At 27.1% G+C, this 15,225-nt stretch carries 13 protein-coding genes and 1 other annotated feature; of the genes, 3 read left to right on the forward strand and 10 right to left on the reverse strand.

The window, feature by feature from the left end; all coding sequences use genetic code 11:
- Positions 1 to 108: 108 nt before the first annotated feature.
- The 3 genes from ACFYH6_RS10855 to ACFYH6_RS10865 all read right to left on the reverse strand — a co-directional run bounded on the left by ACFYH6_RS10855 (position 109) and on the right by ACFYH6_RS10865 (position 4,231).
- The gene (locus ACFYH6_RS10855) at positions 109 to 2,751 is read right to left on the reverse strand and encodes a valine--tRNA ligase (RefSeq protein ID WP_416179911.1); all 2,643 of its coding nucleotides are present in this window, start codon (positions 2,749 to 2,751) and stop codon (positions 109 to 111) included.
- Between the two features lie 76 nt (positions 2,752 to 2,827).
- Positions 2,828 to 3,049, reverse strand: a binding site (T-box leader).
- 53 nt (positions 3,050 to 3,102) lie between these two features.
- Positions 3,103 to 3,228, reverse strand: a complete 126-nt coding sequence (locus ACFYH6_RS10860) for a CPC_1213 family protein (protein ID WP_316343091.1) — start codon at positions 3,226 to 3,228, stop codon at positions 3,103 to 3,105.
- A 58-nt stretch (positions 3,229 to 3,286) separates the two neighbouring features.
- Positions 3,287 to 4,231 carry a carbohydrate kinase family protein gene (locus ACFYH6_RS10865; RefSeq protein ID WP_416179912.1) on the reverse strand — a complete coding sequence of 315 codons (945 nt, stop codon included), beginning with the start codon at positions 4,229 to 4,231 and terminating at the stop codon, positions 3,287 to 3,289.
- Between the two features lie 225 nt (positions 4,232 to 4,456).
- Here ACFYH6_RS10865 and ACFYH6_RS10870 point away from each other — a divergent pair, with 225 nt between their 5' ends.
- Positions 4,457 to 4,813: a tetratricopeptide repeat protein gene (locus tag ACFYH6_RS10870; RefSeq protein ID WP_416179913.1), complete on the forward strand. Its 357-nt coding sequence runs from the start codon at positions 4,457 to 4,459 to the stop codon at positions 4,811 to 4,813.
- A 57-nt stretch (positions 4,814 to 4,870) separates the two neighbouring features.
- On the opposite strand, the gene ACFYH6_RS10875 is transcribed toward ACFYH6_RS10870, so the two are convergent.
- Genes ACFYH6_RS10875 through ACFYH6_RS10885 form a run of 3 tightly spaced genes read right to left on the reverse strand, consistent with a single transcriptional unit; the run spans position 4,871 to position 7,853 of the window.
- Entirely contained in the window at positions 4,871 to 5,941 is a 1,071-nt protein-coding gene (locus ACFYH6_RS10875) for a transglutaminase-like domain-containing protein (RefSeq protein ID WP_416179914.1), read from the reverse strand.
- Between the two features lie 21 nt (positions 5,942 to 5,962).
- Positions 5,963 to 6,598 carry a recombination regulator RecX gene (recX, locus tag ACFYH6_RS10880; protein ID WP_416179915.1) on the reverse strand — a complete coding sequence of 212 codons (636 nt, stop codon included), beginning with the start codon at positions 6,596 to 6,598 and terminating at the stop codon, positions 5,963 to 5,965.
- Positions 6,599 to 6,611: 13 nt separating this feature from the next.
- Positions 6,612 to 7,853: a M16 family metallopeptidase gene (locus ACFYH6_RS10885; protein WP_416179916.1), complete on the reverse strand. Its 1,242-nt coding sequence runs from the start codon at positions 7,851 to 7,853 to the stop codon at positions 6,612 to 6,614.
- Positions 7,854 to 8,056: 203 nt separating this feature from the next.
- Here ACFYH6_RS10885 and ACFYH6_RS10890 point away from each other — a divergent pair, with 203 nt between their 5' ends.
- Positions 8,057 to 8,731, forward strand: a complete 675-nt coding sequence (locus ACFYH6_RS10890; protein ID WP_316343097.1) for a response regulator transcription factor — start codon at positions 8,057 to 8,059, stop codon at positions 8,729 to 8,731.
- The gene (locus ACFYH6_RS10895; RefSeq protein ID WP_416179979.1) at positions 8,727 to 10,235 is read left to right on the forward strand and encodes a sensor histidine kinase; all 1,509 of its coding nucleotides are present in this window, start codon (positions 8,727 to 8,729) and stop codon (positions 10,233 to 10,235) included. Before ACFYH6_RS10890 ends, ACFYH6_RS10895 begins: the two co-directional genes overlap by 5 nt.
- Before the next feature lie 122 nt (positions 10,236 to 10,357).
- Here the strand turns inward: ACFYH6_RS10895 and ACFYH6_RS10900 are convergent, their stop codons facing one another.
- The 4 genes from ACFYH6_RS10900 to ACFYH6_RS10915 all read right to left on the reverse strand — a co-directional run bounded on the left by ACFYH6_RS10900 (position 10,358) and on the right by ACFYH6_RS10915 (position 15,085).
- Positions 10,358 to 10,681: a hypothetical protein gene (locus tag ACFYH6_RS10900; RefSeq protein WP_416179917.1), complete on the reverse strand. Its 324-nt coding sequence runs from the start codon at positions 10,679 to 10,681 to the stop codon at positions 10,358 to 10,360.
- Positions 10,674 to 11,294: a hypothetical protein gene (locus ACFYH6_RS10905; RefSeq protein WP_416179918.1), complete on the reverse strand. Its 621-nt coding sequence runs from the start codon at positions 11,292 to 11,294 to the stop codon at positions 10,674 to 10,676. Before ACFYH6_RS10905 ends, ACFYH6_RS10900 begins: the two co-directional genes overlap by 8 nt.
- A gap of 266 nt (positions 11,295 to 11,560) precedes the next feature.
- Positions 11,561 to 13,348 (reverse strand): ABC transporter ATP-binding protein, encoded by a 1,788-nt coding sequence (locus ACFYH6_RS10910; protein WP_416179919.1) that lies wholly within the window; start codon positions 13,346 to 13,348, stop codon positions 11,561 to 11,563.
- On the reverse strand, positions 13,349 to 15,085 hold the full coding sequence (locus ACFYH6_RS10915) for an ABC transporter ATP-binding protein (RefSeq protein WP_416179920.1): 1,737 nt from the start codon (positions 15,083 to 15,085) through the stop codon (positions 13,349 to 13,351).
- Positions 15,086 to 15,225: the final 140 nt, after the last annotated feature.

Here is a 15,225-nt window from a genome sequence, read left to right on the forward strand (position 1 = left end):
CTACTTGACAGGGCCAAGTTTAAAACGGGAGTTTTCTAATAAATCTAATCTCAGTAATTTGGAACAAATTACTTCCTTAATTCTTCATTATTCATTTTTAATTTTTCATTAATTAAGTGCTTCTATTCTAACTAAAACGGCATTTAGCATTTCTTGATACTTTTCTCTCTTTTCTTTTTCCCCATCTATTACCGCTTGTGGTGCTTTAGCTACAAAACCTTGGTTAGAAAGCTTTTTATCAATTCTTTCTACTTCACCTTCTAGCTTTTTCTTTTCTTTATTTAATCTTTCAAGTTCCTTTTCCTTATCTACTAAGTCAAGTAAAGGCATAAATAATTCTCCACCTTTAACAACTAAAGAAACTGCATTTTCTGGAACTTCATTTTTATCAGCTATAAATACTACTTCTGATGCAGATGCTAATTTTTCAATATAATTAACTCCTGCTTCAAAGGCTTCTTTTGCTTCACTTGTAGTATGAGCTATAACCTTTGCCTTTCTTGATGGTGGAACATTCATTTCTGCTCTTACATTTCTTAAGCCTTTAATTGCTTCAATTATAAAGTCCATATCCTTCTCAGCTTTTTCATTTCTTAAAGCTTCATTGTATTCTGGCCAATTTGAAACAACTATTGAATCTCCATCAGTAAGTGTAGTATAAATTTCTTCAGTTATAAATGGCATTACTGGATGTAATAACTTAAGTCCTGTTTGTAATACTTCATTTAAAACATTATATACTATTCCCTTTGCTTTTTCGTCTTCACTGTATAATACACCCTTAACTAATTCTATATACCAGTCACAGAATTCAGTCCACATAAAGTCATATACTTTTTGAAGAGCAATTCCTAGTTCATATTTTTCCATGTTTTCAGTTACTTCACTAACTAAAGTATTCATTCTTGAAAGAATCCATTTATCAGCTAAACTATATTCCTTGCAATCAGCATACTTTTCCATAACTTCTTTATCAAGATTCATCATAACAAATCTAGAAGCATTCCACATTTTATTTGCAAAGTTTCTAGCTGCTTCAACTCTTTCTGGAATATATCTTATATCATTTCCTGGTGCATTACCTGTAACTAACATAAATCTTAAGGCATCAGCACCATATTCATCAATAACTTCTAATGGATCCACACCATTACCTAGAGATTTACTCATTTTTCTTCCTTCTGAATCTCTTATAATACCATGAATTAAAACTGTATCAAATGGAGTCTTATCCATATTGTGTATTCCTGAGAATATCATTCTTGCAACCCAGAAGAAAATAATATCATATCCAGTAACTAAAACATTTGTTGGATAGAAGTATTCTAAATCCTCTGTTTTATTTGGCCAACCTAAAGTTGAGAAAGGCCATAATGCTGATGAGAACCAAGTATCTAAAACATCTTCATCTTGATGTAAGTGTTTAGATCCACACTTAGGACAAGTTTCTGGTGCATCAACTTCAACTATAATTTCTCTACAATCATTACAGTACCAAACTGGAATTCTATGTCCCCACCATAATTGTCTTGAAATACACCAGTCTTGGATATTTTCCATCCAGTTAAAGTAAATCTTATCAAATCTTTCAGGAACAAATTTAGTTTCATTATTTCTTACTGCTTCTATAGCTGGTTTAGCTAAAGATTCCATCTTAACATACCATTGTTTAGATATAATAGGCTCTATAACAGTACCACATCTATCATGAGTACCTACATTATGATTATGAGGCTTAACCTTTACTAATAAGCCTAAGTCTTCTAGATCTTTAACCATTTGCTTTCTTGCTTCATATCTATCTAAGCCTTGATATTTTCCACCAAGTTCATTAATTATTCCATGGTCATCCATAACTCTAATTTGAGGCAAGTTATGTCTAAGTCCAACTTGGAAATCGTTAGGGTCATGAGCTGGTGTAATCTTAACAGCACCTGTTCCAAACTCCATATCAACATAATCATCAGCAACTATAGGAATTTCTCTATCTGTTAAAGGTAACTTTATCATCTTTCCTACTAAAGCTTTGAATCTATCATCATTTGGATTTACAGCAACTGCAGTATCACCAAGTAATGTTTCTGGTCTTGTAGTTGCTATTTCTAAATATCCACTTCCATCAGCTAATGGGTAATTTATATGCCAGAAGAAACCTTCTTTTTCTTCATATTCTATTTCTGCATCTGAAAGTGCTGTTGTACACTTTGGACACCAGTTTGTTATTCTATTTCCTTGATAAATTAATCCCTCATTATATAACTTAACAAAAACAGTTCTAACAGCTTTATTTAAGTTTTCATCCATAGTGAAAGCTTCTCTTGAGAAATCACAAGAAACTCCCATTTTCTTAAGCTGATTTCTTATAGTACCCCTATATTCATCTGCCCATTCCCAAACTTTTTCTAGGAAAGCTTCTCTTCCCATTTCTTTTTTTACTAAACCTTCTTTTAAAAGCTCATTTTCAACCTTTACTTCAGTAGCAATTGAAGCATGGTCTTGTCCTGGAAGCCATAAAGTACAATATCCTTGCATTCTCTTAAATCTTATAAGCATATCTTGAAGAGTATTATCAAGAGCATGACCTAAGTGAAGCTTACCAGTTATATTTGGTGGTGGCATAACTATTGAAAAAGGCTTCTTACTTTTATCAATTATTGGTGTAAAATATTTTTTTTCTTCCCAATTTTTATAGATTCTTTCTTCAAAATCCTTGGGACTATAAGTTGTCGCTAAGTTTTTCTTTTCTGACATATAATTTTCCTCCTTTATTTAATCAACTAGTGATAGTTTCAATTAAATTTGTATAAAATAAAAAGAGCCTTCGTCATAAAAGGACGAAGACTCGCGGTACCACCTTTATTCTTAATATAATAAATATATTAAGCTCTTTATTTATTAACGACTAAGACCAGCCGCCTTTACTTACTTAGTTTCAGTAAAGATGCTCAAAAGCTACCTTCAGGGTACTTTAATATAGAAGGCTTTCAGCCAGTGACCTTCATTCTCTTTATATACAGTATTCCTTACTCCTCTTTCTCATTGCTTTTAATATATGATTTTGTATAGCTATCTTATAATATATTATTATTTTTGTCAATAATGTTAAATTATAAAATCCTTTGGATTATGTTCCTTAGCCTTCGGTTCTCCAAAGGCTGCCTTTACACTTTCTACTTGTGGATTATGATTTATATTCTTTTTGTGACTATTTTTACTCTTTTTACTCATTTCTTTCACCTCCAAGCTTGTATCATTAGCTTATGTAAAAGAAATGTATTTTATGTACTTAGCCTTCAATCCACTCCATATCTTTAATAAACTCATTTATAAACTCTTCACTCATACTTGGATTTATAGTTTCTTCATGAGTAATTGTAACTATAGACATTGCAATGGCATATTTTACAGTATCTTTAATTGATAAATTATTCATATATCCATATCCAACACCTGCTACAAATGAATCTCCAGCTCCTGTTACATTTTTAACTTCAACTGCAGTAGTTTTTATTTTTCCTTCTTCTGTTGAGTTTTTGTAATATATTCCATCGGCATCTAAGCTAATAAATACATTTTCTACTCCTAAAGATCTAAAATAATTAGCAGCTTTAATTAAATCATCATCATTTTCTATTTTATATCCGCATAAAAGTTCTGTTTCTAACCTATTTGGCTTTATAGTATGAAAATATTTAATTAAATGTTCTACTTTTTTTGCTTTTGTTGCAGAAACAGGATCTAAAATAAATTTAGTTTTTCCTTGAAACTTAGTTAAAATGTATTCTAGAAGTTCTGGATTATCAGCATCTAAAATAACATATTCTGCATTTTCTATAATACTTGCTTTTGAATCTATAAATGAGGAGTCCATTTTATTTAAACACTCCATATCTACTATAGCAGATTCCATTTCCCCATCTTCATTTAAAACTGCCATGTATGTAGGAGTATATTCATCTTCTAAAATCAAAGAATTGCTCATATTATACCCTATCTTAATAGAGTTATTTAATATATTCTTTCCTTGATCATCACCACCTAAAATAGAAATGAACTCTGTATTAACATTAACTCTTGCTAAATTTTCAGCAATGTTTCTACATACTCCACCTAAAGAAATCTTTATTTGTCCAGGTATTGAATCCCTTTGGTAATACTTCTTTCTACTAAAACCTATAATATCTACTATTGATGCCCCTAATACTAAAATATAAGGATTATTCTTACACATACCATCTCTCCTGATCTATATTGTCCTTTCTAAAAAAACATAAGTACATTATATTAAAGAACTGTAAAAAAATAAAGTAATTTTTGAAAAACTTTGTCGAATTGTATTATGTAAATTATGTATACATTATTTATTGTCACAGAATATTAAAAATTCATATATTGAATAATAATTAATTAATTAGGAAATAATTATATTAATAGAAAGTCTATCCAGGAGGTATCTATGCAATCATTCAACGAAGGAAATAAATATTATAATCTTAAAGATTATGAAAAAGCTATAGATTTATATAAGTTATCAATTGAAAACAATGAAAACATAGCATGTTCTTATTATAATTGTGGAGTATGCTTTATAAAATTAAAAGAATTCGATAAAGCAATGGAAATGATAAAAAAAGCTTTAACCATGCAACAAGAAAGTAAATATTATTTTAATTTAGCTTATTGTTATGCAATGAAAGAAGATGTTAAAAAGGCCTTAATTTATTTTAATATGGCTTGGTCCTTAGATTCATCTGATACAGATTGTGAAAAAGCAATTAAGTTAATACTTTCTAAAAGTAAAAAAGCCCTATAACCTTTTTCGGTAATAGGACTTTTTCTTTAATTCTAAAATTTATATATAATTTTTTTACTACATCCATTCTCCAGCAATTTCTGAATTTAAGTGATCCTTATGAAAATCGACACTATCAAAGTAATTACCTGATAAGTAGAAAGTTGGATCTACATTAATCCATTTACCTTCATCTTCTAAGTAAACTTGATTCCATGCATGAGGTCCATAATTTTCACCATCATAAGCCTCACCTGTAATTATTCTAGTTTTTAATCCTACTGCCCTAGACATTGAAACATAAAGGCAAGCATAATCAAAACATATTCCACTTCTACTATTCCAAGCTTCAATTGAACCACTATTAGAAACTCCTTCTGGACTTAGTGCCTTTTCAGCTTTATTATAATCATATCTTATATTAGAGCCAATCCAAGCATATAATCTTTGTGCTTTTGCTCTATCTGTTTTTGCATTGCTTACTATTTCTTTTGCTTTATTATCTATCTCTGGCAATGACTTTATTCCTTCTTCTAAAGTAACACCATTATAGTATATAATTACATTAGCATTTGAAGGTAAATATTCTTTAAAATCATTGTAAGGTAAAATAGGCTTGTTTACTGCAACTATACTTTCTAGCTTGCTATAGCCATTTATACTATTGAAAAAGTTTATTTTTAATTCTTTCCCAAAGGTAGTATTATATGCAATTATACCCATAAACATTATTAGTATAACTACTAAACCCTTTAGAAGTCCAAAAATTGTAGAAAATAAAACTATCCTAAACTTACCTCTGCTTAATAATATACTATATGCCTTTGTTAGAGGTTCATTTAAAGCCTTTAATATCCAATATATTATTGATTGTATTAAAAGAAAAACTATTCCTAAAATTAATGCTTTAAAAATATTATTATTAAAAATAATTAAATTAGGATTATTGCTAATAAACTGCAAAATAATTAAATATATCTTTTCTAAATTTAAAAGCATAAGAAAAAAAGTTATAAATATTGAAAAATAGTATATTAACCTATTTAGTGAATATTTAGCGCTTTCATCTTCTAGTGATCCTTGAATACTATCTTTTATTGAAAAAATCATTAATAAGGCACATATAATATGTGGCAAATATGCAATCATTAATGCATCTCCTTTAAAATATTAGTTATCGTCTACCTTTGTAATTTCCTTTACAACACCCGAAACTATATCGTAGCCATATCCCTTAGACAATAAAAATCTGTATAATTTTTGTGATAGCTTAAATTTATCTGATTCTCTCTTATCTATAGTATTGTATTTTTTCATTGCTAAATCATAGGCTGTATTTCTTTCATCTTCGCTATCAATATTATAAATTTCATTATCTATTATTTTATCGCTAATTCCTTTTTTAGCTAAATCGTATTTAATCTTTTTCTTACCAACTAGCTTAACTTTATCTTTAATGTACATTTTAACATAATTTTCATCATTTATAAAATTGTATTCTTTTAATACATTCATAGTTTTATCTATAGCTTCATTATCATAACCTTTTAAAGTAAGCTTATCTATTAACTCTTTTTCACTTTTATATGATCTTTCAACTATCCTTAAAGCTGTAGTTTTACACTTCAAATAATTATCTTCCTTTGCAATGATGTTAATTCTATCTATATCTATTTTTTCATTTACTTTAAGTCCTTCTTTATAAACTAACTCATTGCTTACTGAAAATGCATAATCATTATCAATATATATATTAGATCTATCTTTGTTTCTCTTTTGTACTTCAATTTTTGTAATTACATTCATAAATTTCTCCATATTAATTAGATTTAAGTATATGAATTGTTGGATTATTTAAGACTGCTTCTGCCACTTTATGAATCTTATTTATATCTAAACTATTTAATCTCTTCATATCTTCTAGGAACTCATAAAAATCTTCCCCGTCTAAGCCTTGATGTAACATATAGTTACAAAGCTCTGAAGGGTCTTCTAAAGTAGAAATAACTGCTGTCTTATGAACCTTTTTCATAAGCTCTAAATCCTTTTCTCCAATTTCTAAATCACCACTTTTAACTGATGCTATAGTTTCATCAATAGCTTTTTTAGCTGCTTCTAGGTCTTCTTCTCCAACAGAAGTATAGATATATAAAGTCTTAACATTATTTGTCATATCTATACTAGTATATATGTCATAAGCAAGTCCTCTTTTTTCTCTAACTTCTCTAAATAATAAAGAATTAGAGCTTTCTCCTAGTCTATGGTTCAGTATTCTAAGGGGTAATTCTAAATCTTTACTTAAGTTATAAAAAGTATATAAATAAACTATAGTATTTTGTTCTATATTCTTTTTTATTGTAGTTACTGATTTTGAAATATTATTTTCTTTGCTTATTACTATTTCCTTTGTTTCTCCAGTTTTCCATGAAGAAAATACTTCTTTAATTTTTTTAAAAGCTTCCTCATGTTCTAAGGAAGATACTATAGTTATCAATGAATTATTAGGTAAATAATATCTATTATAGTAATCTAATAAATCCTCTCTCTTATAAGTCTTAACATTTTTTTCTAACCCCGCAACATCATATCTTAAGGGATTATTCTTAAAGGCTACTTCATTTGTTCTCTTAAAGCTTAAATCTTCTATATCATCCTTGCTAGCCCTCATTTCTGCAAGAATTACTCCTCTTTCTTTTTCTAATTCATCACTATCAAAAGCAGGATTAATTATCATATCTCCTAATATATCAATAGCATTATTTAATTCCTCTTCTAAACAACTTATAGTATAAACAGTTGAAGTATAATCAGTATAGGCATTATACTCTCCCCCTAAAAACTCAAGCTCATCATTTAATTCCTCGTAAGTTCTACCTTTAGTGCCCTTAAATAGCATATGCTCAATAAAGTGGGAAATTCCCTTTTCATTTATATTCTCATATAAAGATCCAACCTTAACTCCCACATTTATAGAAGTTATTTTAGTATCTTTTTTTATAGTTACAACTTCTAGTCCATTATCTAAAAGATGTTTTTTCACATCAAAATTCAATTTAAACATTCTAGCCCACCCATCTCTCACATTATCTTATTTAAAAATATAATATGAGTATCTTAAAAATATAACAATATTATTATATCTATGTTTACTGTAATAATCTATATTATTACAGCTTTTTTGATTTAATTTATTTGTAATAAGACTTTACCTTATTTTTATTGGAACTTATAATTATTATAGTAACAATAAAAAGGAGGGCTTTTATGAAAAAGAATATTTTATTAATTGAAGATGAAACTCGTATAAGATTTTTACTTAGAGATTATTTTTTAAAAGAAGGCTTCGCTATTATAGAAGCTGCTGATGGGGATGAAGGAATAAACTACTTTATGAATAACAAAATAGATTTAGTTATTTTAGATATAATGATGCCTAAGGTTGATGGAATAACAGTTTTAGAAACTATAAGAAAGGTTTCTGCAGTTCCTGTTATCTTGCTAACTGCAAAGGGACAAGAAGAGGATAAACTTTTTGGTTATGAAATGGGAGCCGATGACTATATGACTAAGCCCTTTTCTCCAAAGGTGTTAGTTGCAAAGGTAAAAGCTCTTCTGAAAAGAACTTCTGAAGATACCTTCTCAAGTTTAAATGAATATGATGGACTAACTATAAATAAACTTTCTCATGAAGTTAAGATAAATGATGAAATTATTAATCTTTCTCCTAAGGAATTTGAACTTTTATGCTATTTATCAGATAACGAAGGAATAGCTCTATCAAGGGATACCATATTAGATAATGTTTGGGGATTAGACTATTATGGGGATTTAAGAACTGTAGATACTAATATAAAAAGATTAAGAGAAAAGCTTGGCGAAAAGGCTTGTTATATTATTACAGTTAGAGGAAGTGGATACAGATTTGAAGCGAAAAATTAAATTTAGTCTATCAAAAAAGTTATTTTCTATAACCTTTGGATTAATATTTATGGTTTTAATATTTAGTATGCTATTTCAAAGATTATTTTTTGAGGATTTTTACTTAAATAAAAAAATTAAAGATATGACTAAAGAAGCAATAAAGTTCAGTAATATGTATTCTTATGATATTTCAGATCAAAATAGACTAACAGAAGCTTTATTTAGATTTGAACAGAATACAAATTCTAAAATCGCTATATTTTCTACAGATGGTAACCTTAAATATCTGCTAAATTATAATAATAGTGATGATTTTCAGACACTAACCTCCTTCTGTAAGGAATTAATAGACGATAAATACCTTATTAATAAGGTTCTTACAACTGGAAAATCACAAACTAGTGTCTTTGAAAATGCTTTTAGTAATAGTACAAAAATTGGCATTTTAACTCCAATGTCCTTAAATCAAAAAAATGATTCTATTATAGTAACAGTATCCTCAATGCAACCTATAAATGAAGCTACTGATGTAATAAGAGAATTTTATTTTTATTTATTTTTAGGCTTTAGTTTAATTGGAATTTTTCTTTCTTCTGTTTATGCAAATTTAATATCTAAGCCATTAGTTAACATAAATAAAGTTGCTAAAAGAATGTCAGCTATGGATTTTACAGTTAAATGTGAAGAAACAACTTCTGATGATGAAATAGGAAACCTTGCAAACACATTGAATTTTCTATCTTCTACTTTAGAAAATGCTTTAGAAGATCTAAAACATAAAAATAAAAAATTAGAAGAGGATATTGAAAAAGAGCGTAAGCTTGAAGAAATGAGGAAAGATTTCGTAGCAAGTGTTTCTCATGATTTAAAAACTCCAATAGGAATTATCGAAGGATATGCTGAAGGCTTAAAGGATGGTATAGCCACTGGAAAAGATGCCTTAATTTATCTTGAAACCATAATAGATGAATCTCATAAAATGAATAAGTTAGTTACTAATATGCTAGAGCTTTCTAAATTAGAGTCAGGTAATTTAGAGTTAATAATTGAAAGATTTAATATTTTAAGATTAATTCAAAAAATAATAAAAAGCTTTAAATTAGAATTTGAATCAAAAAACATAATATTAGAATTTAATACTAATTTAGAGTATTGTTATATTCTAGGTGATGTTTTTCAATTGGAACAAGTTATAACTAATCTATTAAGTAATGCTTTAAAGTATACACCTAATGGTAATAAAGTTATTGTAGATATAGACAGTGATGATGAAATTGTTACTATTTCTGTTGAAAATAAAGGTGCTTATATTCCCGAAGAGGAAATAGATAATTTATATAACAAATTCTATAGAATAGATAAAGTAAGAAACTCTTCAAATAATAGCAATGGTTTAGGTCTTGCTATTGTAAAGAGAATTTTAAAATTACATGAGAGTTCTTATTCTTTATTTAATACTGAAGATGGTGTTAAATTTGAATTTACTCTAAAAAAAGCTAATGATGAAGAAAGCTATGAATAAAACAATCCTTAAGTGAAGAATTAATAGTGAAGAGTTAAAAATTAAGAAATAAACTCCTAAAAGAGTTTATAAAAAGATATATTTTTAATTAGAGGCTGTTTAAACAGCCTCTATATTTGATCCTATATAAAAAAGCTAATTAATAAAAATAGTATTATTATACTGTTTAAAATAAGAATTACTTTATTATTTTTAGCTATGGAGTTTAAATCTTTTTCTTCTTTACTTTCAATCATATCTACCATAATCAGTAATTGATCTAACTTATTAAGTATGTCCTTATTTATTTTTTTGTTATTATTTCCGTCATTTATATTTTCTAAAACTTCTTCTTTGCTTTTTATTATTTCTTCTTTAATATCCTCTATTACTATGTCCTTATAAAGTAGCTTAATTTTTTCTTTTACATTTTCCTTTAGTAAATCCTCCTTAAAATAATTATCCACTTAATAAATCCTCCTCAATACATATCATTCTTTTAGTTATAATCAAAAGATATTCGTAGGTTAAAATTAATTCTTCACCATCTAAAGTATTAGAATTTAAAACTTTAACTAGATTTCTTCTAAATTTTATATATTCTCTTTTTATATAGTTAAAAAAGATATAAACTATTTTTTCTTCTTCCAAAGATGTATCATTAAATTTTTTATAATCTTCTCGTAATTTTTTAATTTTATTTTCTTCAGAACATATAATTTTATTGGTCTCCATTATAGCCTCTTCTATATCTTCTAAGCTTTCTTTAAATTCACTATCACTTGTTTTATCATCTTTAATTCTGTTAGCTCTTATATTTCTTTCAAATTCTAAATCCTTTAAAGTGTTACATAATACATTAATATTATTTTCTATTAATAGAATTTTAGCTTTATATTCTTTTCTCTTAGCTTTTATAAATCTTATAGTGTCTTTTTTAGATTCATAGATTTTTTTAGCATAAATGCTTTCTTTTAAATATTTATTTTCATTAAATTTTTCATGGTCTTTAATAAATCCTTTTATTCCATTTATAAGGAATATATTATCATCAAGGATAAGTTCCTCCAATTTATTCACTAATTCTCCTCCCTTCAATTTAAATTACCCTTTAATCCTTATGTTATGTTTTATTAAATTCTATGCTGATTATATGAATATTATTATTGAAAATTCAATAATAAAGGAAGTTACTTTCTTATTTACAAATATTAAAAGGTAATGGAGGTTATTAGCTTCCATTACCTTTAATTTTATTAATAACATAATTATTAAATCTATTCTTTTATTAGGTCTTTTCAAGTGTAAATCTTATTTGCAAAACTTTTAAATTAGGAATTTATAATCTATACACCTTCACTTAAGAATTTGTATTGAGCCATATATAAATCATAATAACTACCTTTATTTTTTAGTAACTCATCATGATTCCCAGCTTCTTCAATTTGTCCATCATTTATAACCATAATCTTATCACAATCTCTAATTGTAGATAATCTATGAGCTACAACAAAGGAAGTTCTTCCATGAAGAAGCTTTTCAATTCCTTCTTGTACTAATCTTTCTGTTTGTGTATCAATATTGGAAGTAGCTTCATCTAAAATTAAAATTCGAGGATTAGCAAGTAAGGCTCTTGCAAAGGATACAAGTTGTCTTTGTCCTAAAGAAAGTCTTGATCCTCTTTCATTTACATCAGTTTCATATCCCTTTTCTAGCTTCATTATAAAGTCATGGGCATTAACTGCCTTTGCTGCTTCTATAACTTCCTCGTCTGTTGCATCTAATCTTCCATATCTTATATTCTCCATAATAGTTGATGAAAATAAGAAGGTATCTTGAAGCATTATTCCCATTTGACTTCTTAAAGATTCTAAATCTACATATTTAATATTTTTACCATCAACTAAAACTTCACCTGAAGTTGGATCATAAAATCTACTAAGTAGAGATACTATTGTAGTCTTTCCTGCTCCTGTTGCTCCAACTAATGCTATTTTCTCTCCCTTATTAACCTTGAAACTCACATTCTTTAGAACATCACTATTTTCATCGTAAGAAAAATATACATTTTTAAATTCAACTGTACCTTTAATTTTCCCAATTTCCTTTGCATTTAATGAGTTTTTAATAATTGGTTTTATATCTAAAATATCAAATATTCTATCTGCAGCTGAAAAGTTTGTAATTAAATTATTATAAAAACTAGATAGGTTCATTATAGGTCTCCAAAACATTCCAACATACATAGAAAATGCTATTAAAGTACCTATTTCAATTTCATTATTTATAACTAATTTATATCCAATTAAAAATACTATAACAGTTCCAAGCCCCCAAGATAATTCAACTAAAGGCCAAAACATATCATTAATTTTTACTGCATCAATAAATGTATCACTTTGCTCTTTAACCATAGATTTGAAGTTTTTTTCAGTTCCTTTTTCTCTAGCAAATCCCTTTACTACTTTTATTCCTGAAAAATCTTCATGGGTAAATCCATTTAAATTAGATCTTTTATTTCTATAAATTTCCCATCTTCTTCTTGAAATAATTTCAATACAAAACATTGCAATTCCTAATAAAGGTAAAAGTGCTAAACAGGCTAAAGCAAGTTTTATATTAAGAATAAACATAATTATAGTAACACATATTAAATTTAAAATTTGAGGAATAAAGGATTGAATGCTTTGTGAAAATAAATTCTTTAAAGAATTCACATCTCCAACTACTCTAGCTAAGATTTTACCTGCTGGTCTTCCATCAAAGAAATCAAAGGATAAATATTGAATATGGCTATATAATTCATGTCTTATATTAACTAAAATATTATTAGTTATTGACGTTATCATTGTCCATCTAATTTTCGATACTATCCAAGCTGCTAAATTTAATACAACTAGAAGTACACCAATAATAATCAGTGCTGTAACATTTTGATCTACAATATAATCATCTATAGCTATTTTAAGTAAAAGAGGATTCACAATTCCAGAAATCATAACAAAAATCATTAATAAAATAACAATAAATGATTTTAATTTATAAGGTTTTAAATAAGCTAAAAGTTTTATTATTATTTCACTTTTATTTCTTCTCATTATTTCTTCATCTTTTTTTATCGCATTATTTTCCATCTATATAACCTCCTCTTCTAAAAGATTAAAGTCTTTAAATTGATTACAGTAAATATCAAAATATTTTCCTTTAAGCTTTAATAATTCTTCATGAGTTCCTTTTTCCTTTATCTCTCCATCCTCTAGATAGATTATAAGGTCTGCATTTTTAACAGCTGAAATCCTATGGGCTATAATAAAAGTTGTACTAGTATTTTCTCTATTAGATAAATTCTTTAATAAATTATATTCAGTTTCCATATCTAAAGCTGAAGTAGAATCATCTAAAATCAATACTTTAGCTTGTCTTATCAAAGCTCTAGTAATTGAAATTCTTTGCTTTTGACCTCCAGATAAACCCATACCTCTTTCTCCTATTTCTGTATAGAAGCCTTCTTCTAATCCCTCTACAAATTCTAAAGCACAAGCTAATTCTGATGCCTTTACCACTTCTTCAAAGCTTGCATTTTCATTACTAAATTTTATATTATTAATTATTGAATCTGAAAATAGGAAAGTATCTTGTGGAACAATAGACATTTTTTCTCTTAAAAAGTTTAAGTCATAATCCTTAAGATCCACGTTATCTATTTTTATATTTCCTTCAGTTACATCATAGTATCTTCCAATTAAATTAATTAAAGTAGATTTACCTGATCCAGTTGTTCCCATTATAGCTACTGTACTTCCTGCCTTAATATCTAAATTAATATTTTTAAGAACATACTCATCCTTATATTTAAAACTAACATTATTAAATACAATATCTCCAACTAATTCTTTAGGGTTATAAGTTTTATCTATATTTTGAATTTCAGGTTCCTTATCCATTATTTCGAAAATTTTCTTTGCAGAAGCAGTATTTCTTGAAAGTAAGTCTAAAAGTTCACCAAGATTTCTCATTGGCCATATTAAGTTCCAAATATACCCACTAAAAGCTACCAATACCCCAATGCTTATATTACCTTTCATAACAATGAAACCACCTAAAACTATCATTACAACTAAAGATATATTTGTTAAAAATTCAATAGGTGGAAAGTAATTGCCAATTATATTTCCTTGTTCCATGCTTAAATCATAAAATTTTCTGTTCATTTTTAAGAACTTTTTCATTTCATACTTTTCTCTTGCAAAGGCCTTAACAAGCCTAACCCCTGCAATGTTTTCTTGGGCAGTAGTTGTAATTTCAGCTGTTTGGTCGCTTAATTTTCCATAATTCTCTCCAAACTTCTTCTCTAAACTAATTCCCATAAAGCCTATTGGAATCATAATAACAAAACAAGCTAAAGCTAATTGCCAATTTAATGAAAATAAAATTATTGTAGATATAACAAAATAAATTATATTTTCTATAAATAATCTAAAGCCGAAGCTTAGAGTCTGCCAGATATTTTCAACATCTTCACCTATCCTTGACATTAGTTCCCCAGTATTCATTTCGTCAAAATATTTAAATTCTAATTTTTGAATATGATTAAACATATCATTTTTAATATCTGCATGAACCTTTACGCTTAAATAGTCATAAAGAAGTTCCTTGAAATACCCCAAAATTGATTTTGTTATTGTAATTGCTGAAATTGCTATTAAAATGTTCTTTATAATACTGTATTTTCCTTGAATAATACCTTCATCAATAAATACCTTTTGAAGATAAGGCATAAAAAGATCTACGCCAATTACTGCTATCATTGCAAAAGTTCCAAAGAATAATAATCCTTTATACTTTGAAACATATTTAAGTATTCTAGTCATTTATTTTCCCCCTTTTGCTTCATATATTGCTTATTTTTTGTTTTTTAACCTCCTTATAATAAAAAAATATAAAGCCCAAAGAAATCCATAGCCTTTTGTTACTATTTAATATAAAATTAAATAAAACAAAAAGCCCTGGT

Source organism: Clostridium sp. HCS.1 (assembly GCF_047900555.1).
Classification (GTDB): domain Bacteria; phylum Bacillota; class Clostridia; order Clostridiales; family Clostridiaceae; genus Clostridium.